General features: G+C 23.8%; 15 protein-coding genes. 3 read left to right on the top strand and 12 right to left on the bottom strand.

Translation table 11 applies throughout. The annotated features are described in order from the left end of the window. Window positions 1–15: 15 nt before the first annotated feature. From Q0087_RS03975 to Q0087_RS03960, 4 genes are all read right to left on the bottom strand, one after another. Complete coding sequence (locus Q0087_RS03975; RefSeq protein ID WP_297898382.1) at window positions 16–1,707, bottom strand: AMP-binding protein; 1,692 nt, start codon at window positions 1,705–1,707, stop codon at window positions 16–18. 351 nt (window positions 1,708–2,058) lie between these two features. After that, window positions 2,059–2,619, bottom strand: a complete 561-nt coding sequence (locus Q0087_RS03970) for a helix-turn-helix domain-containing protein (RefSeq protein ID WP_297898381.1) — start codon at window positions 2,617–2,619, stop codon at window positions 2,059–2,061. Window positions 2,620–2,838: 219 nt separating this feature from the next. Then, window positions 2,839–4,509, bottom strand: coding sequence for an AMP-binding protein (locus Q0087_RS03965; RefSeq protein WP_297898380.1), 1,671 nt, complete (start codon window positions 4,507–4,509; stop codon window positions 2,839–2,841). Between the two features lie 251 nt (window positions 4,510–4,760). Then, window positions 4,761–5,312, bottom strand: a complete 552-nt coding sequence (locus Q0087_RS03960) for a helix-turn-helix domain-containing protein (RefSeq protein WP_297898379.1) — start codon at window positions 5,310–5,312, stop codon at window positions 4,761–4,763. Window positions 5,313–6,197: 885 nt separating this feature from the next. On the opposite strand from Q0087_RS03960, the gene Q0087_RS03955 reads away from it, so the two are divergent. Next, complete coding sequence (locus tag Q0087_RS03955) at window positions 6,198–6,554, top strand: hypothetical protein (protein ID WP_297898378.1); 357 nt, start codon at window positions 6,198–6,200, stop codon at window positions 6,552–6,554. Window positions 6,555–6,752: 198 nt separating this feature from the next. On the opposite strand, the gene afpA is transcribed toward Q0087_RS03955, so the two are convergent. The 3 genes from afpA to Q0087_RS03940 form a co-directional block, all read right to left on the bottom strand. Next, on the bottom strand, window positions 6,753–7,310 hold the full coding sequence (gene afpA, locus Q0087_RS03950; RefSeq protein WP_323384486.1) for an archaeoflavoprotein AfpA: 558 nt from the start codon (window positions 7,308–7,310) through the stop codon (window positions 6,753–6,755). 288 nt (window positions 7,311–7,598) lie between these two features. After that, window positions 7,599–8,843, bottom strand: a complete 1,245-nt coding sequence (locus tag Q0087_RS03945) for an NAD(P)/FAD-dependent oxidoreductase (protein ID WP_297898376.1) — start codon at window positions 8,841–8,843, stop codon at window positions 7,599–7,601. An 11-nt stretch (window positions 8,844–8,854) separates the two neighbouring features. Continuing rightward, window positions 8,855–10,855 (bottom strand): PH domain-containing protein, encoded by a 2,001-nt coding sequence (locus Q0087_RS03940; RefSeq protein ID WP_297898375.1) that lies wholly within the window; start codon window positions 10,853–10,855, stop codon window positions 8,855–8,857. 256 nt (window positions 10,856–11,111) lie between these two features. Between Q0087_RS03940 and Q0087_RS03935 the strand changes: the two genes are divergently transcribed. Continuing rightward, a complete protein-coding gene (locus Q0087_RS03935) occupies window positions 11,112–11,885 on the top strand; it encodes a UPF0280 family protein (protein WP_297898374.1) in 774 nt (257 codons plus the stop codon). A gap of 195 nt (window positions 11,886–12,080) precedes the next feature. Here Q0087_RS03935 and Q0087_RS03930 read toward each other — a convergent pair whose 3' ends face one another. Further along, window positions 12,081–13,310 (bottom strand): proteasome-activating nucleotidase, encoded by a 1,230-nt coding sequence (locus tag Q0087_RS03930; protein WP_297898373.1) that lies wholly within the window; start codon window positions 13,308–13,310, stop codon window positions 12,081–12,083. A 753-nt stretch (window positions 13,311–14,063) separates the two neighbouring features. Here Q0087_RS03930 and Q0087_RS03925 point away from each other — a divergent pair. Then, complete coding sequence (locus tag Q0087_RS03925; RefSeq protein ID WP_297898372.1) at window positions 14,064–14,573, top strand: multiprotein bridging factor aMBF1; 510 nt, start codon at window positions 14,064–14,066, stop codon at window positions 14,571–14,573. A gap of 401 nt (window positions 14,574–14,974) precedes the next feature. Here the strand turns inward: Q0087_RS03925 and Q0087_RS03920 are convergent, their stop codons facing one another. The 4 genes from Q0087_RS03920 to Q0087_RS03905 all read right to left on the bottom strand — a co-directional run bounded on the left by Q0087_RS03920 (window position 14,975) and on the right by Q0087_RS03905 (window position 20,626). Further along, window positions 14,975–15,382 (bottom strand): DUF356 domain-containing protein, encoded by a 408-nt coding sequence (locus tag Q0087_RS03920; RefSeq protein WP_297898371.1) that lies wholly within the window; start codon window positions 15,380–15,382, stop codon window positions 14,975–14,977. 434 nt (window positions 15,383–15,816) lie between these two features. Then, entirely contained in the window at window positions 15,817–17,022 is a 1,206-nt protein-coding gene (locus Q0087_RS03915) for a hypothetical protein (protein ID WP_297898440.1), read from the bottom strand. A gap of 787 nt (window positions 17,023–17,809) precedes the next feature. Next, window positions 17,810–18,259, bottom strand: coding sequence for a hypothetical protein (locus Q0087_RS03910; protein ID WP_297898370.1), 450 nt, complete (start codon window positions 18,257–18,259; stop codon window positions 17,810–17,812). 693 nt (window positions 18,260–18,952) lie between these two features. Then, a complete protein-coding gene (locus tag Q0087_RS03905; protein ID WP_297898369.1) occupies window positions 18,953–20,626 on the bottom strand; it encodes a Mur ligase family protein in 1,674 nt (557 codons plus the stop codon). Window positions 20,627–20,887: the final 261 nt, after the last annotated feature.

Here is a 20,887-nt window from a genome sequence, read left to right as displayed (position 1 = left end):
ATTTAATAAGATTAATTAATTAATTTTTTCATCATCAGTTCTAATTTCTTTTCTCTTTATTTTACCACTAATAGTTTTTGGTAACTCATCAACAAATTCAACAATTCTTGGATATTTATAAGGAGCAGTAACATTTTTTACATGATTTTGAATCTCTTTTCTAAGTTCCTCTGAAGGTTCATATCCTTTTGAAAGAACAATAGTAGATTTTACGACCTGGCCCCTGATAGAATCAGGAAAACCAGTGATAGCACATTCTAATACACTAGGATGAGAAACTAATGCACTTTCAACCTCAAAAGGACCAATTCTATATCCAGAACTCTTAATAATATCATCAGTTCTTCCAATGAACCATAAATAATCATCTTCATCAATCCAAGCTGTGTCTCCACTATGATAATGTCCATTATACCAGGATTCTGCATTTTTCTCAGGATTTTTATAATATTCTTTAAAAAGACCAGTTGGAACATTATTACTTACATTAATGGTTATTTCTCCTTCATCACCAATATCCACAATGTTTTCATTACTGTCTAAAATCTCAACATTGAAAGTTGGAGCTGTTTTACCCATAGATCCTGGACGAGGTTCTAACCAAACAAAATTAGCAATAATTACAACAGTTTCAGTTTGACCAAAACCTTCTCTTATTTTAAGCCCTGAGATTTCATGAAATTTATTAAATACTTCTGGATTTAATGGTTCACCTGCAGTTGTAGCATAAGTCCAATTACTAAAATCATAATCACTCAAATCTTCCTTTATAAGGAATCGATAAATAGTAGGCGGTGCACAAAAAGTATTTACCTTATATTCTTTTACTTTTTCAAGAAGATTTAAAGCATCAAATCTATCATAATCATATATAAATAATCCTGTTCCAGCAATCCATTGACCATATAAAGATCCCCAACTAGTTTTAGCCCATCCAGTATCTGCAGAAGTATGATGAATTCCATCTTCAACAACATTGTGCCAATATTTTGCAGTTATTATATGACCAATAGGATACGTAAAATCATGCAAAACCATTTTTGGCTGACCATAAGTTCCAGAAGAGAAGTAAATTAGAAATTTATCCTCATTTTTTGTAGCTTCATCACCAATAGACCTATCAAAAATTTCAGATGCATCTTCAATTCCTTTTGTGAAATTTAACCATCCTTCAATCTGTTTTTCACCAGTTTTATCTCCAACAAATATTTTTTTAATATCTTTTGAATCACCAATTAAATTTTCAGCAGATTCAAAATCTTTTATTAAATCTCCTTCATCTAAAGACAAAATCATGTCAACATCAGCACTTTCTATTCTATAAACCATATCTTTAACTTTTAACATATGAGTAGCTGGTATCGGTATAGCTCCAATTTTGTGGAGGCCCATCATTGAAAACCAAAATTCAAAACGATTTTTTAAAGTTAACATTACAGCATCCCCTTTTTTAATACCTAAACTTTTAAAAAAGTTAGCTGTTTTGTTACTATATTTTTTCATATCCAAAAATGTGAGAATTTCTTCATCTCCATGGTCATTACACCATATAAGAGCTATTTTTTCTGGATCTTCCTCAGCATATCTATCTACAATATCAAAAGCAAAATTAAAATTTTCTGGAATCTTAAATTCGAAATTTTCTTTGAAATCTTCATAGGATTCAAAATCAACCCTATTAACAAATTCTCTAGTAAGTGATGACATTAAAGTACCTCTCCATACCCATTATGATTTTATATGATTTAATAATTTTAATAATTTGATAATTTAATAATTTTAATAATTTAATAATTTAATAATTTAATAATTTTGATAATTTTGATAATTTTAATAATTTTAATAATTTAATAATACGACATATTAATTAAAATATAATCAATATTCTATAATTTAATAATTTTAATGATTTAATTATATATAAATGAAAATATAATCAAAAATATAAATATTAATGAATAAATCACTTGATAATATAGTTTAATAATGAAATTTTATATATTTTTAATAAAAATGTTTTAATAAAAATTAATATTCTAATAGGATTATATAATCTAATTACTGTACAATAACTGCCAAAAACTTAGCTGGTTTATTATTTAATGCTTTCATTGCATGTTCGTAATTTGAATCAAAAAAGATAGAATCTCCCTTATTTAAAACAATCCCTCGATTATGAATATACAACATCAAAGAACCCTCCAAAACATAATTAAATTCTTGTCCAGGATGATGATTCATTGAAGGTTTTTCATTGTTTGGTTCGACAGTCACTGTAAGAGTTTCAAGTTTTTTGTGAATGAATTTGTCAGCTAAATTTTCACATTGATAACCTTCACGCCTTTCAGTTGGAATTCCTTTCCCATTACGAGTAATGTTAAAAATATGCATTCTTGTTTCTTCACCAGAAACTAAAAGTCCCATGTCAACCTTTAATAACTGAGATATTTCATACAAAACACTTACAGGAATATCTTTTTCACCAGCCTCATATTTTAGATATTCTTCTTTATTAATATCTAAGCCAGTAGTAATATCATCTATTGATATATCTGAAAGATTTCTAAGTTCTTTAACTCTAGACCCAATATCTTTAACTATATCATTCAATATAAACACCCATTAACACATTAATTATTTAACTCTCTATTTATATTATTATTTTATTTATAACTAATTCAGAATAATTCAAATATCATTTAATAATATCATTTAATGATTTCAAATTATAATGATTTCAAATTATTTTTATTTAAAATTTAATTATTTATTTAAAATATAATTTTATTTAAAATATAATTAGTTATAATAATTTAAATACTACTTAATAATTTTAAATTAATTATTATCTTCATTTCTTATCTGAACTCTTCTAATTTTACCACTGATTGTTTTTGGAAGTTCTTCAACAAATTCTACTACACGAGGATATTTATAAGGAGCAGTTACTTTTTTAACATGGTTTTGAAGCTCTTTTTTAAGTTCATCTGAAGGTTCATAACCTTTTGAAAGAACAATTGTTGCTTTAATAACCTGACCTCTCACAGGATCAGGACTACCTGTGATTGCACATTCTAAGACACTAGGATGAGAAATTAAAGCACTTTCAACCTCAAAGGGACCAATTCTATATCCAGAACTCTTGATAATATCATCATTTCTTCCTACAAACCATAAATACCCCTCTTCATCTTTCCAAGCAGTATCCCCACTATGATAATAATCATCATACCAAACTTCATTAGTCTTTTCTTCATTCCTGTAATAACCTTTGAAAAGTCCCGGAGGAAGATTGGAGGTTTCTATAGATATTTCTCCTTCATCACCAACATCTACTTCTTCATCATTACCATTCAATAATGTCACATTAAAACATGGCGCAGGTTTACCCATTGACCCAGGTTTTGGTTCTACCCATATGAAATTAGCTACACTAATTACAGTTTCAGTTTGACCAAATCCTTCTTTTAGCTTTAATCCAAAAATATCATAAACTTTATTATATACCTCAGGGTTTAATGGTTCACCTGCAGTTGTACAATATTTTAAACTACTAAAGTCATATTTAGAAAGATCTTCTTTTATCAAAAATCTGTATATTGTTGGAGGTGCACAGAAGGTATTTACTTTATATTTTTGAATTTTTTCAATTAAATTTAATGCATTAAACCTGTCATAATCATATATGAAAACACTAGTTCCCACAATCCATTGACCATACAAACCTCCCCAGACAGCTTTCATCCAACCAGTATCTGCAGAAGTGTGATGGATTCCATCCTCAATAGCATTATGCCAATATTTAGAAGTTATTATATGAGCTAAAGGATATCTAAAATCATGCCCTACCATTTTAGGTTGACCAGAAGTCCCTGAAGAAAAGTAAATTATCATTATATCTTCATTTCTAGTTGCATCAGCACCTTCAGGACGAGGAAAAGAGTCGCTTGAATTAGAAATACCCGATTTAAAATCAAACCAACCAGAAAATGAATTATCATTAGAAGTAACCACTAATTTTTTTAATGGAACCCCTAATTCTTCTTCTGCTTTATCAAATTCTAATAGAAGTTCAGAGTCATCTACAGATATAATCATATTAATGCTAGCTTTATCAATCCTATAAATAATATCCTTTTTTTTGAGCATATGAGTAGCTGGAACAGGAATAGCCCCAATTTTATGTAAAGCAATAATAGCAAACCAAAATTCATAGCGATTTTTCAATGTTAACATTACTTTATCGCCTTTTTTAATACCATGGCTTTTTATTAAATTAGCTGCTTTATTTGAATATTCTTTTATATCCTTAAAACTAAACTTTTTTTCTTCACCTAAATCATTACACCATAAAAGTGCAATTTTTTCTGGATCTTCCTCAGCATATCTATCTACAACGTCATAAGCAAAATTAAAATTTTCTGGAACTTTAAACTCAAAATTATTTTTAAAATCGTTATAAGAGTCAAATTCGACTCGGTTAATAAATTCTTTAATTAAAGATGACATATAATTCCTCATGATATGTTAATAAAGTTTTTTTAGCATTATTCTATATAATACTAAAGGTTGATTGTTTAGTTATTATTCTATATAATACTAAAGATTGATTATTTAGCATTATTCTATATAATACTAAAGGTTGATTATTTAGCATTATTATATATAATACTAAAGATTGATTATTTAGCATTATTCTATATAATACTAAAGATTGATTGTTTAGTTATTATTTTATATAATACTAAATATTATTATATTTATAATATTAATGCTAAAAATTTAGCAGGTTTATTGTTTAATGCTTTCATTGCATGTTCATAAGTTGAATCAAAAAAGATAGAATCTCCCTCATTCAAAATAATTTCATTATCATGTATGTATAATTTTAAAGATCCTTCTAAGATATAATTAAACTCTTGTCCAGGATGAGTATTTTTAGAAGGCTCATCAATATCTTTTGGTTCAACAGTTACTATAAAAGTTTCACCTTTTTTATGAATGAACTTCTCAGCAAGATTTTCATATTTATATTGCTTTCTACGCTCAACAGATACTCCTTCATTTTTCCTTGTAACATTAAAAATATTCATTCTTGTTTCTTCACCAGTTAAAAGTAATCCCATATCTACTTTAAACTCATGAGCAATTTCATATAAAACGCTTGCAGGAATATCATTCACTCCATTTTCATAGCTAATATATTCTTCTTCAGTTACATTACAAACTTCAGCCATTTCTTTAGTAGTGATTTCTGACAACTCTCTAAGTTCTTTTACTCTAGAGCCAATATCTTTAATAGTTTCATTCAATTTAACACTCTTCCCATTTATTCTTTAAAATTTAATGAATAGGTAATTATTAACTATATATAACACAATAAGCATATTAAAATATACACAATAAATTAAATGCAGTTTTTTTATAATTTAATCATTTTTAATGAAATTATATTCGATATATTAAACAATAATTTAAATTGAATTTTAATTATGTAAAAATTTTATTCAAATCAATAATAATAACTTTTTAACATTAAAATGTATATTTTTTAAATAATATAAATATTATCAATTTTTATATTATAATTTATTAATTTTCATATTATAATAATTAATTATTATTTACAATCAACTATCTAAAAAATATTCATACTAATTTATTATATTATTTATACTAAATAAGGAATATTTTTAACAATTAGATAATTTTAATGTTTTTATATATTAATTTTAATAAAATTACTAATATATTTTGATTTATATTTTATTAATCAATTATTATATGAATATATTATAAAACTTGATAAAAAGCTTAATAAAAGAATCATAAATATTTGGAAAAATAATGTAGAATTAATAAATACAATAAAAAATTTATAAAGAAAAAAACATATAAAATTAAATAACAACAATTAAATTATAAGATTATAATTCAATCCCTAAAAGCACGTTTAAATTAATGTAAATTAAATAATTAATTTAAATTGAATAATTAATTTAAATTAAATAATAATATAATAATTATATTTAAACTAATAGAAATTAATTAATAATATAATCAATTGATGAAAAAATAAATATTAATAATAAATATTAATTAATTATACATTAGATAAATCTTAAATAAATTAATTAATAATAATATAAGTTGTAAAAAATATTACATAAATTATTTAAATCTAAATAGGTGAAAATATGTCTGAAATAACTGAAAATATTGTTTTTAAGAAGGATTCCGGTGAAGAAATAAGTACTTTACAAAAATATGTTGGCCTTAAATCTAGACAGGGAGGAATATTAACTGTTAATTTTAGAACTCCCAATGCAGACATAGGTGAGATAAAAAAATTTTTTGAAGGTATGAGAAGTTCTGAGTCACTAAAATATAATATTGGAGATACTGGAGATGTTGAATGCTATTTTAAAGGAATTGCTCCACTTTTAAAACAAACTGATGATACAGGATTTGAATATTCATTTTTATCAATAACATTACAAGAACTGAAAAAAAATTATGATGATGATGCTCCTAATGGATGTAGTTGTTCATAATAATTTTACTTACTAAATAATATTATTTAAATTTAATAAACAATATTATTTACTAAATTATTTTATTTATTAATATAATTATTGAATAAAATGATTTATAAATAAATAATTAAATAGAATCAATAAAAGAAGATAAATAGACATATATAATCATGATGAGTATACATCATAATAAAAAAAAATAATTAATGAAAAGTATTAATCAAAATTCTTTTCAAAAATATTATAAATTTCATCAGTATCTTCAAAAACAAAAGTATTTTTCATTTTTGAAATTTTTCTAACACAATCAATATCTTCTTTAGTTAATTCTAAAACAAGATCATTACCATTTGGAATTTTAGTTATTGTAACTCCTTCTTTAAAGTCAACAGGCATTATATAAACAGGGACTTGTGATTTTTGACCCATGATTACTGCATTTGTAATCATAGTATCTCCAATTCTACTTGCAAGTTTAGCTACTGTGTTAGAAGTACAAGGAGCAACAAGCAAAAATTCATATTTATGAAGTTGAACATCACCAGCTAAAAAAGGAGAATTTGAATTAACTTCAAAAGAAACATGCTCAAAATTTTCTTTAATTTTCTTAAAAAGTCTATAAAATTTTAATACTTGTTTACCTGCATTTGAAACAAACACTCTAATTTCAACTTTATCTCCATATTTTTCTTGTATATCAACCATTGTTTCATAAGTTTTTTCAATTTTTTCTCCAGCTCCAGTAACTGCCCAAGCTATTTTTTTAGTTTTCATAATCATCACTTTTAATTTGAATATTATTATTCTTATTATTATTTAGATTAAATATTAATCATAATAAACAGGATATTATTATTTAGATTAAATATTAATCATAATAAACAGGATATTATTATTTAGATTAAATATTAGCTATAATTAACATGATTTTATTATTTAATTGAATATTAGTTATATTAAATATAATTTTATAATATATCTCCTTTAATAATTTTAGTTTTAAATAAAATAACTATAAAATAAAATAAACCAAATATTATGAATATAAACTAATGAAAAAAATTAAAATTTCCAAATTGAAACAAGTTTTCTGAAGAAAACTTTTGGAATAATAGAAAAAATTAAACCCCTTTTTATAAATTCTTTCACAAGTACAGACTGTTTATCCATATCACCATATTTAGAAATAATCTCTTCTGCATTTTTTTCTTTCAATTTAGTAAACATATAATCCAAATCTTCATCCGATAAATTTTCAATAGTTTTTTGAACTTTTATTTGGTAGCTAAGTTCTTTAGAATATTTCTTTTTAAATTTTTTCTCATATTCTTTTAAAAAATTAATATTATCATTATCTAAAGATTTTATAATTGCCTCTTTAGCTAAATTAGTTGTATCAAAGCCAAGTATCAGTCCACCACCAGTAGTTGGTTTTAGTTGAGATGCAGCATCCCCAATTAGAATTATTCTATTTTTTACAATTTTTTTATTTTTATCAAAAATAGGTATCTTCCCATGATATTTTTCAATTATTTTAGATTCATTAAATCTATCATCATTATCTAAAAATGAGTTTAATATTGTTTTTTGATCTTTATAAGAATTATTTGAAAATAAACCTACCCTAAAGCATGATTTTGAAGTTGGAATGCACCATAAAAAACCAGGCAAAATTTTGGAGATAGCAAAAAGATCAACAAATTCAATAGCCTTGTCTTTTACCACAAAATTATCATCCAAAAAACTATTATTAATAGTAGAAGTATTATTATTTTCATTTATATGGAAATCATTAACTTCAACCAAATATTGAGATGCATTAAAATATTTAAATTTATCATTTATTAAACTGGAAACAAATGATTTAGATCCATCAGCACCAACAATTATCTTTGAAGAAATCTTTATGTTATTTTGACATTTAATTATGCCATTTTCAGAGTCTATAAAATTAACCTTATATTGATTGAAAAATTTAACACCATTTGAAATAGCCCTATCTGCTAAAAATTTATCATAAGCTACTCTATCAATTATAAATGCTTCAACATCATTTTTTTCTACCTTCAAGGTTTTATTAGTAGAATGTAAATAAGCACCTTTAACTTTATTTAATATTAAATTATCTGGTATTTCATTGACATCCATCAATTTTTTACTAACAATACCTGCACATTGTAAAGGAACTCCAATTTCCCTTTTTTTATCTAAAATAGCTACTTTATAGCCTTCTTTAGCTAATTTATATGCTAAAGTTGAACCAATCGGTCCTCCGCCCACAATAGCTACATCATAGTCAAAACTCATTAATACACACACTATTTTTTAAACTTTCTAAAGTGTCTTTCTATAATAGAAATTTCTTTTTCATTATTATTCAGATGATTATTTTGAATATTTTTATTGTTATTCATATAATTAGCATTATAATTATCTTGGTTCCTATCATTATAATTTTTTTCACTATTCCAATTATTTTGATTATCTATTCCATTATGATTATTCTGATTATCTTGATTATATCTATTATATTGATTATTAGGATTATTATTTTGGTTATTATTAGGATTATTATTTTGATTATAATTAGAATCGTTTAAATTAAGATTATTCTGTTGATACCTATTGTTGTTATCATTAGAGTTATTATTTTGATAAGGTTTATTATCATCATAAGAATTATTTTTTTGGTATTTATCACCAGAGTATGCATCATCATAATCATTATAATTATTATTATGATTATTATTATTATGATTATTATGATTTAAATTTTCATACTCATTATTAAGGATATTAGAATCTCTATAGGATTGTTGTTGATTAAATTGGTTTTCTTGATTATTTCTATTTTGATTATATGGATAATTTGGATTTTGATTATAATTATCCCTATCTAAATTTTCAAAATCTGATTTTTGATTAGATTGATTAGAATATGGATCATTAATCTCTGATTTAGAATTATAACGTTGATTATTCTCCGGTTTAAACTGAATATTATATGAATTAGGATTTTCCCTTTTATAATATTTATTAAATTGATTTACATTGTTTATATCATCATATTTTGCCCTATCATTGGAATTATACTCTTGATGATTATTTTTAAACTTTAATTCACCATTAATATTATTAATCGCTCTATCCATAGTTTGATCAAAATTTTCATCCCCACTATAATAATTTCCATGTTCTGATTTTTTTATATTAACCCCATCATAATCTTTTTTTAATTTATTATCATTATATGAATTAGTTAAATTTTCTTTTTCATTATCAATTTTAAAAAAATTTGGAGAATTTTTATATTCATTAGGATTCTCTACAAAATTTTCAACATTGCGATTATTATTATCTTTTTTAAGAAATGGAAAATCATTATTATTAATAGAATCATGAACTCTTTTAGGTTGTTGATTTTCATCAAAAGAAGAATATTTAGACTTAATTTTCTGATTATTGTTTAAATCACCATTATTATTCAAAATATTATCATTATACCTTTCATTAACATTATAATTGTTTTGATTATGATTATAATTAGAGTTATAATTAGAATTATTAATATTATTATTAGAATTAGGATTGTAACCTGAATTATAATTACGATTCATATTAGGATTATTATTAACATCCCTATTTTGATTTATATTATGATTATCTCCAGAATAATGGTTATTTAAATTATGATTATTATTATTCTGATTATAACCCCCATAATTATTATAATTATCATTACTGAAATTAGGACCTCTAATAAATTCATTTTGATATGGTTGATTTGAATAAGATTGAAGTTTATTTATTTCAGAAAAAATAGTTTCTTCAACAAATTTAGGTTTACTAACATTATTTAGCTCTAATTTAGATTCATCATAACCACTATATACAGTAACAGTTCCAACAGATACCATTCGCCCTAAAACACCTTGAGATATAATTACATCCTGAATTTTTGAATATGGCATGTGAACTGTTTTTTGAAATAATATACCTGATTTATAGGTAACCCTCTTATCAGAAATAGTATATTCTTTTCCTGTCCAAGATATTAATGTCCAAATAATCCATAAAATAATTAAAAATATGATCAAGAATGTTATTATTGTAGCTGCCTGTGTTAAAGGTAAATCAACAAACCTAATTATTTGGACTTGCATTTCAGTTATATAATTAATTACAATTGGAGAAATGTATGAAACAGCCCCTAATATAATTAATAAAATAAATACCTTCTTACAGCTTAAAAAAAAGCTTGGCCTTCCTTTTAGGATTATATTTTCATTAACAATTTTTTCATCATCTCTATTAAACATTGGTTTATATTTATGTTTCAACTTTTAAATAAGCTTTTTGAATATCATATAAGAATTTGGAAAATTTAAATTTAAAAACAGAGAACAAAAAGATAGAATTATAAAAATAATAAAATAATAAAATAATTAGATAAAATAATGAAATAAACTAATAAAATAAACTAATGAAAAAAATAATTAAAAATATAATAATAAAAAAATAAATAATTAAAAATAAAATTAATATTATATCATGAAAAAATTAAAATAAACACTGGTGGATAAGTCTATTTTTAAAAAAAAAATATCAATAGAAGAAACTAAAATGAATGTTGTTTCAGATATTGATTCTGAAAATGTTAACTTAAATAATTTTATTGTAACCCAAAGAAATATTCTAAAGAAGTATATAGCTAATAATCCCCTATTTTTCAAAACTTTAAGGCCATACAAACCAAAAAATCAAGATATTTCTTCAAATCCTAAAATAATAAGAAAAATGATTGAAGGATCAAAAATAGCAAATGTAGGCCCTACAGCTACATTAGCTGGAACAATAGCAGAACTTTCGCTAGATTATCTCACAAAAAACAATTCAAATTATTCAATATTGGAAAATGGAGGAGATATAGCTTTTTTAAATAATTATCCAGAAAAAAAAGTTATATTTGGAATATATGCAGGAGAATCTCCATTAAGTGGAGAAATAGGTTTTGAATTTAAATATAAATCAAAAAATGAAAAGATGGGAATATGTACATCTTCAGGGTCAGTAGGATATTCTATTAGCTATGGAAGATCAGATTGTGTTACTGTAATAAGTAAAAATGCATGTATAGCTGATGGTTTAGCTACTTCAATAGGCAATAATGTTAATGGAGTTTTAGATCAAGATGCAGTTGAAAACGGATTGTCTGCTGCAGAAGAATTTAGAGAACATTTTATAGGAGCTTTAATTATTGTTGGAGAGTCTATTGGGACAATCGGAAAACTTCCAAAAATTGTTGAAACAAATAATGAATTTATATCCAATGATTTTGAGGAAAAATAAACAAATTATAATAATATATTAAAAAAATTTATAAAATAAGTATAAAAAAACATAAAAGTGTAAAAAGAAGTTTAGCCTCAGTTCGCCCATCATTCATCACATATCAGAGCTCATAGGGTTCATCATTGGCTAATAATTAAAAAATTAATTTATATAGAATAAATTAAAATAATAAAAAGGTTGAAGGAATTGGAATTAACCAAACATTACTCCAGCTTCTTTTTTGTATTCTTCATCATGTTCAACGCCCATGATTTTATCAACAGCGTCCATGAAATCAGCTACAAGCACTTCTTCTCTTTCTTCCCTTATTGCAAACATTCCTGCTTCAGTACAAATAGCTTTTAAATCTGCACCAGAAACTCCTTCAGTAAGAGTTGCAAGAAGATCAATGTCTGCTTCTTCAGATAAAGACATTTTAGAAGTGTGGATTTTTAATATTTCTTTTCTACCATCTTCATTTGGAATAGGAACTTCAATAAATCTATCAAATCTTCCAGGTCTTAGAAGTGCAGGATCAAGGATATCTGGCCTATTTGTTGCACCTATAATACCAATATCTCCACGAGATTCAAAACCATCAAGTTCTGCAAGTAATTGCATTAAAGTACGTTGTACTTCCCGATCACCACTTGTAGAGCTTTTAAGACGTTTAGCTGCAACTGCATCAATTTCATCGATGAAAATAATACTTGGTGCTTTCTCTTTTGCAAGTTCAAACACTTCACGAACCATTCTAGCTCCTTCACCAATGTATTTTTTAACAAATTCTGAAGCAACAATTTTAATAAATGTTGCATTTGTTTCATTAGCTACAGCTTTAGCTAGCAAAGTTTTTCCAGTTCCTGGAGGACCATATAAAAGAACACCTTTTGGTGGTTCAATACCTATTTTTTCAAATAGTTCTGGTTTTTTAAGAGGAAGTTCCACAGTTTCTTTAACTTCAATAACTTGGTCTTCAAGACCACCAATTGAATCATAAGTAACTGAAGGTTTTTCTTCAATTTCCATTCCAGAAACATTAGGATCTTTTTCAGCAGGTAAAACATCAACAACACTGAAAGTTTGTTGATTTAAAGCTACTCTTGAGCCTGGGACAAGTAATTTTTCATCTAAAAATTTTGAATAATTGATTACAAAATGAGGACCAGTACTACTCTTTACAGTCATTCTAGTTTCATCTAAAATTTCCATAATAGTAGCCAAGACTAATGGAGGAGACCTAAATCTTTCAACTTCTCCCCTAAGAGATTTTGTTTCTCTTTCAAGACGAATTTTTTCGTTTTCAGTTAGAACTTTGTCTTTTTCAAGTTTTCTAACTTTCCACATTAAATTCCTTTTAGTTTTTGTATTTTCTTCTTTTAATATTCTTACTTCTTTTTTAAGATCTTCGATCTTATTAAGAAGGGACTGGGAATTTTCCATTTTCTTAGAACACTCCTATAAGTTCATTTTATTTTAAGGATAAAGACATAATTACTTAAATATAATACTAAATTAGTTAATATTTTAATATTCAAATATACTATGAATTAATAAACAAGTTTTTTAAAATCATATAATCATAAAATTATGCATAAATTAAAAAATATATCATTCAAAAATATACAATATTAAAAAATATATTATTAAAATATATAAATATTAAAAAATATATCATTCAAAAATATATAATATTTGAAAATGTGCAATATCTAAAAAATATAATAGATATGATTTTAATATAATTTTTATTTAAATAATATTTCTATAAAAATTTTACATTATATAATATGTATAAAATAATATTTATAATTATTTATATACTATTTATAAGATACCGATAAAATATTAGTAAAAATCTTAATATAATAAGATATTTGACTAATCATGTATAAATAACTTATTAAATATTGTAAATAATATATTAAATTCTAAAAAAATCTAAAATATTGAAATTTAGTTTCAAAATAAAAAAATAAACATAAGACACTAATTTTATTGATATGGGATAATAATTTTATATTATAATAATTCTAAATTTAATTTGTATATATAAGAATTGTCTTTAATAATATTTAAATGTTCGTATTTTTAATATCATCTATCATAAAATATGATCATATTTAGTATAATTAAAACAAAAATTTTCAGAAAAAATAAGTAAAATATAAAAATAATTAAAATATATTATTAATTATGAGATGTGAAATTTGCGGACAACCCATAGAAGAAGGTAAGTCAAAAAGAACAAAAATTGATGGCTCTGTTATGGAAGTTTGCCCAGATTGCTCTAAATTTGGCGTAATTCAAAAAGAACCTCCAAAACCTAAAAATATTAAAAATAATGGTAAAAAAGATGGAGTTAGCGGATTTAACAAAAATTCTAGACCTTCAAGACCTATGTATTCAATTGATGAACCTACTGAAGAATTAGTTGAAGATTTTCAATCAATAGTTAGAAAAGCTCGTGAAAACAAAGGATTTTCAAGAGAAGAACTTGGTGAAAAAATTTATGAAAAAGTTTCTGTTATTAACAGAATTGAATCTGGAAAAATGGTCCCAGACATAAAATTAGCTAAAAAATTAGAAAAAGCATTGAATATAATATTGATTGAAAAAATATCAAATATGGAATTAGAAGATTTTAAAAATAAGTCTTCTGGTGGACCAACACTAGGAGATATTGTTAAAATTAAAAGAAAATGAATAATATAATCATGGTAAAATAAATGAAAATTAATTTAAAAATATTATAAATTTTATCTAAAATAATTTTTATTTTAATTTTTATTTGAAATTTAATTTATATTAGGAATTATTAGATTTTATTTTATAATTTTTATTCTAAATTATTTTTTATTATAAATTTTTTAACATATTATTATATTGATAATTTATATTAATATCTTAAATTTATTAATTATCAATAATATAATATTCATTTTATTAATTTTTTATAATTTTTTTATAATATTATTCAATAGTATAATACTAATTTTTCTTTAATCATTTTCTATTTTTAAATTTTATTTTTAAACTTTATTTTTAAATTATTAATTTTAAATTTTATTTTTAAACTTTATTTTTAAATTATTAATTTTAAATTATTATTTACGTCTTTGGTTAGAAATATTAGATTTATAATCTTTAAGTTCTGTTCCTTTTTGAGCTTTATTAGAATAATATCCCCTAAATACTGGAGCTTCGTCCAATTTTTTATTTAAAGAAGCATATTCTTTATATTCATCGCTAACTACAACAACATGAGCTGGAGGATGAATCTTTTTAATTTGCATTATAGCTAAAGTAATATCCTCCCTAACGAAAAAGGAAGTTGCCACTTTAGATTTGTTCCTTAAAGGAGCATTGAGTATACTTTCAACTATAGAATCTGCAAATTCCGCATCAATTTTTTGAGGGTCATTTATTAAGTGCAATTGAGCATGTCTCTCAATATCTGCAATTGCATTGAGTAATTTTGAATTATTATCTCCACGAATTAATATTAATGCCATAATTATCACATATACATTTAATTTTATAAAATAACTTCATCTGAATATATAAAAATACATTAAGTAACAGTAAATAGTATTATGAACATAAATCCATAATATTCACTATAATATATAAATATAATTTATAACTAATTATAGAACTATAACTAATTATTAAACTTAAGATAAATAATTATCAATCTTAAAAACCCATAATTATTCATATAAGATAAATATTAAAACTCATATTAAAAATTATAGTATTATTCCTTACAAAATAATATTTAACTTTTAATTATTAAATAAATAGTATATAAAATAAATATAAAATACTTTTAGATAATATTACAATTGATAATTAAAAAAAATTAATTTTTTAATTAATAATACAAAAAATATTTAATTTAAAACTATTTTTTAAAATCCATTCGTAAAATTATTTTTTTACAAAATTATTTTTTTTGGAAAGATTTTAGCAACCTACTTCTAAATATAACTAAAAGGATAAGTATTATACCAATAGCTGTTTGAATACTACCTAATATATCTAACACAAATGAGCTTACTGGCAAGTTCCAAGGAGGAGAAGATCTTCCATCTGGCAGAGGAGTGTAATAAACACCAACTGCTTTTGATCCTGCTTTTACATTTATATCTTTAGGTTCAACATAGTTAACACCAACAATAAGACCATTTCTAATACCTTTATTTATGGAACCGGCAATAGCATTAGAATCATAACCATATTTAGTTACTGATGCTTTTACAACCTCACTAGTAGTTTCAGACAGACCAGGAGTTTCACTTCCATAAACAGAAACACTCACAGAATCTTGTGTTACAGTTATTGCATCGGTCAAAGCTTCATAAGCATAAACAACTTTTAATGGAGTTCCATCAATAGGACAAGTCTCATAATTCTCTGCTGCAGGATATCCCGAAGACCAACCATCATTTGGACAGACTTTAACATAAGGTTCATTCATAGGATAACCAGTAGTATTAATCTCTTCAGGAGTGAACATATCCCCTGTAGAAATTCCTGCAACTAAATTAACAGCTCCTCCCCCATATTTCTCTCCAGCATCGTTAGAAACTTCTTTAAATACCTGACCTACAATAGTTGTTGCAGAATAACCATCACGAATCATTCTACCAATATTCAAAGCAGTTTCTCTTCTAACTTGAGTTGCAGTACCATATTGAGGATTACCATGAGTATTTCTTAAATGAATAATAGCACCTTTCTTTCCAGGAGGTAAAACTGCCAATCCTCCAGAATAAGGAGTAATTTGAATACTATTATCATCTTCAACAGTTATTAAATATGCATCAAAAGATCCACCAACAGCAGCGCCTATTGAAGGGCCACCAACCATTAGCCTAATCCCCGAATAACTACTAGCAGCAGCAGCGCCTTCGGCAGCAGTTGCTCCATTTTCTAATCTACTAATTGCATCCACGATAGCTTTCAGCCTATTACTAGAATCACCTTCCCCACCAGATAAAACAACAAATTGTTTCTCTTTAGACATTAAGAATGTAGACTGGAACATATTATCTGCAAAAGACATACTTCCCCCAGCAACACCATTTATATCCTGACCAGTTGGATCAGTAATTACTATTACATTCATTGTAGCTGAAATAGTAGCCATAAAACCAAAAAGAATCAAGAATATGCTTAATAAGATTAGAATTTTTCTCAAGTTATCATCCATTTAGTTTGTATTACCTTAAATAAAAATTTATTGAAATATTTAATATTATTTAAAGATTTAATATTATTTAATATAGATATCAATTTAATTAGATATTTAATGTAGATATCAATTTAATTAGATATTTAATGTAGATATCAATTTAATTAGATATTTAATGTAGATATCAATTTAATTAGATATTGATTTAATATAGATATCAATTTAATTAAATATCGATTTAATTAGATATTGATTTAATATAGATAAATCAATTTAATTCAGTATTATTAACCTAATTAAGCTATTCAAACTAAACTATGTTTAAATAATCATAATTTGAATAATTTGATTACTTATAAATTAGGATTAATTAATTATTATATATTATTATACAATCATATAATATTATACAACCAACATTATTAATTTATTTATAATATTTAAGTTTATTTATACTATTTAAGCAAAATATAATTAAAAATAATTTTTAAGTCTAATTAATATTTAAATCCAATTAAGATTATTGCAAAAATTGTTATATGAAATATAAAATAATTAAAATAAAATTTAATTAAAATAAACTTCCCATTATAAAAACTTTTTATTATAAATGATGAATATTTAAATATTTCTATAATAATTATTTTATAAAAAAATTTTAATAAAATATCAAAATAGAAATATAATTAACAAATAGTATTTCAACTAATATATTTAAATCCCCTCACCATAATATTAAAAATTATGCCGTCGGAGATTTAGACGTAGCATTAGTTAAATCCACTGTTGAAAAATCTTCAATTACCGTTATTGTTACAATACCAGTATTTTTATCAACTTTAACATCAGCAGCTGCAATAGGCTGAACTTTAGTTCCTGGGATTGTAGTCAAAGTTGCAAATTCTTGAGCATTTTTAATCGCCTCATTTAGGGGTACCTCTCGCTTAGAAGTTATCAACATATCTCCCTTAATATAACTTCCAGAACGTAACCCTGAATTAGCAATATTTGCCCTTATACTATCAATAGGAACAATATCATTGCCTTTAATAATGATGCCCGAAATTGGAACACCATCTTCAATTTCTGGAGAAGATGCAAAGGCTATATAAGTTATTAATCTACCTGAAAGGATTAATATAAAAGCCAGTAATAAAATTATTAATGTATCTCTCCTTATTTTAATGAACATAAGCTTCACTCTTAAATATAAATTATTTTTATAAAATGCACATAAATTTATCAATATAATATCAATACTAGGATATATCAATGAATATCCATGTAAAATCTAATAATATCAATCAATACAATGATTTATTAAAATACTTAACTAAAAAGTACAATAACACAAAATATTAGAATAACACAAAGTATTAAAATAATACAAAGTATTAAAATAATACCAAGAGAGTATTATTATACTGAAGTATTGAAAACAAATCCAACATATTAAGAAATAATATTAAATATCTAATATTAATAACATATTATTATTAATATTTATTGGTAGAATATATCATATAAAACTTACATTATATAAGTATATTTTAGACCAAACTAATATTAATACTTATCTCTTATACATATTTTCTTAAATATAATTATTATCCTAAATATAATCCTAAATATAATTATTTTCCTAAATATGATTAATAATTGAACAATATTATTCTTTCCAAAATTTAATTAATAAGAAATAATTTCCTAAAAAATACTTTCTAGAATTCAATTAAAAAATAAGTAATATTAAAAATATCAATTATAAAAAATCTAAAAATATAAAATCATATATAAATAAATATTTTAAACTTAAGTATGAATTATAAAGTATATTTAATTATTAAATTATATACAAATTATTAAAATTTGATAAATAAATATACTAATTATCTTCATTAATTATATCATTTAATAATCCCTCGACAGGATCCATTCCCTGAGCACCTATTAATAAAATAATATCATCGACTTTAGAAGAATTATAAACATAATCAATTGCTTTTTTAAGTTCTTTATAATGAATAAAGTCAATTCCCTCATTTTTTAAAACATCAAAAAATATATTTTCTTCAAATTCTTCAACAAAATTTGCTTCATCAACAACATCTAAACTACTAGATAAAATTATTTCAATATCCGAACAATTATTAGTCAATTCATTATTACTATTACTATTACTATTACTATTACTATTACTATTACTATTACTATTACTATTATCAGTACTATTACTAATAGAAATCTTATTAAATCTTTTTTTATTTATAGAATTTATAACTTCTGCAAGAGCATAAGCATTAATTTCATTTATTTCCTTACCTCTTGATCCCCTTATTGCACAAAGAATCTTTAAATTTTCATGAGGCAGATTAGATACTGCATTTACAGTTGCTTTTATACCTTCAGGATTGTGTGCAAAATCATCAATTATAGTAGGATTATGATTTATCTTTCTAAATCTCCTTTTAAGAGATTTATAAGATTTTATTCCATTAATTATATCTTTAATTTCAATTCCAAGAGATAAACAAGCAGAGATAGCAGCCAAAGTATTTTGAATAAAATGATTACTATTAAAAGGTAATTCATCAATAGACAATATAGGCTCAGATTTAAAAACTATTGATTCAATTTCTGTATCATAAATTAATATTTTATCCATTTTAATATGAAAATCAATATCTACAGAATTACTTTTAATATTATCAATATTAGTATTTTTATACCCACCAATATTAGAATTCATTGAGAAATAAAAAGGTTCAATATTTTTCTTAGCAAAATTAGCCATCCTAAATACATTTTTATCATCAAAGTTTAAAATTAGGCTACCTTTTTTCATACCCCTAGCTATACCAGATGTTTCTTCAAAAACTTCTTCAATAGAGTTTACTAAGCCAATATGATCGATGGCAACATTAGTCACTACACCTACATCTGGATCAACAGCCTTTGTCATTAAAAGAGCATGATGGTGCATTAATTTACCTAACCATCCTTGAACTTCAGAAGCTTCAATAACAAGATATTCTAAAGATTTTTCATTAGATAAAGAATATTCAGAAATAATCTTAGGAACCATTGGATCTATTAAAGTGTTATATTCAGATTTAGAATCAGTATTTGTTAATGCATTTGCACCAGTAGATTTTAATATATGATAAATCATATGTGCTGTTGTTGATTTACCATTAGTACCACTAATAATCACTCTTTTTGAGTTAGGGGCAAATTTTTTTATAGACCAATTCAAAGCAATTGCATTAGCTTCTTCAATTTTCTGAACAATGATTATTGGAATCTTTAAATCAGTAGCTATATCAACAGAATTTCCCCTAGGATCTTCAGTTATTATACAGGCTACATTTTTACTAGAAGCAATTTTTATTCCTTTTTCATCAATCCAATGCCGTATTACAATATCTCCTTCATTAGAGTCTTTCAATATATTAAAAATACCTGTAAATCCATTAGGAGACCTAAAATCATCAGATCCAACAATTTTTCCAGAAATCGCTTCAGCTAATGAATTAATAGTAATTTTTGTATCTATCATTTTAAAATTTACTCCAATATCCCATAATCTAAATAAATTAAACAAAAATAATAATTTTAATAAAAATATAAAATTTAAAATCAATAACTTAAATATTATTATAAATTCATTATATATAAATAAATACTATTTATACCATAATAAATATCCCTATATTAAATCATATGAACAAATATGAAAATAATCCATTAAAAAAAATATTATATAATCTATATAATTATAATTTGTATTATTATTAATTACTACAATTATAAAAATATT

Source organism: uncultured Methanobrevibacter sp. (assembly GCF_937881195.1).
Classification (GTDB): Archaea; Methanobacteriota; Methanobacteria; order Methanobacteriales; family Methanobacteriaceae; genus Methanobinarius.
This window is presented reverse-complemented; position numbering and strand designations above follow the sequence as displayed.

What these genes read in the sequence shown, in the direction of transcription:
- Q0087_RS03975 (WP_297898382.1), bottom strand. Translation starts at nt 1,707, where the DNA reads ATGTCATCACTTACTAGAGAATTTGTTAATAGGGTTGATTTTGAATCC.
- Q0087_RS03965 (WP_297898380.1), bottom strand. Translation starts at nt 4,509, where the DNA reads ATGTCATCTTTAATTAAAGAATTTATTAACCGAGTCGAATTTGACTCT.
- Q0087_RS03955 (WP_297898378.1), top strand. Translation starts at nt 6,198, where the DNA reads ATGTCTGAAATAACTGAAAATATTGTTTTTAAGAAGGATTCCGGTGAA.
- afpA (WP_323384486.1), bottom strand. Translation starts at nt 7,310, where the DNA reads ATGAAAACTAAAAAAATAGCTTGGGCAGTTACTGGAGCTGGAGAAAAA.
- Q0087_RS03945 (WP_297898376.1), bottom strand. Translation starts at nt 8,843, where the DNA reads ATGAGTTTTGACTATGATGTAGCTATTGTGGGCGGAGGACCGATTGGT.
- Q0087_RS03940 (WP_297898375.1), bottom strand. Translation starts at nt 10,855, where the DNA reads ATGTTTAATAGAGATGATGAAAAAATTGTTAATGAAAATATAATCCTA.
- Q0087_RS03930 (WP_297898373.1), bottom strand. Translation starts at nt 13,310, where the DNA reads ATGGAAAATTCCCAGTCCCTTCTTAATAAGATCGAAGATCTTAAAAAA.
- Q0087_RS03925 (WP_297898372.1), top strand. Translation starts at nt 14,064, where the DNA reads ATGAGATGTGAAATTTGCGGACAACCCATAGAAGAAGGTAAGTCAAAA.
- Q0087_RS03920 (WP_297898371.1), bottom strand. Translation starts at nt 15,382, where the DNA reads ATGGCATTAATATTAATTCGTGGAGATAATAATTCAAAATTACTCAAT.
- Q0087_RS03915 (WP_297898440.1), bottom strand. Translation starts at nt 17,022, where the DNA reads ATGGCTACTATTTCAGCTACAATGAATGTAATAGTAATTACTGATCCA.
- Q0087_RS03910 (WP_297898370.1), bottom strand. Translation starts at nt 18,259, where the DNA reads ATGTTCATTAAAATAAGGAGAGATACATTAATAATTTTATTACTGGCT.
- Q0087_RS03905 (WP_297898369.1), bottom strand. Translation starts at nt 20,626, where the DNA reads ATGATAGATACAAAAATTACTATTAATTCATTAGCTGAAGCGATTTCT.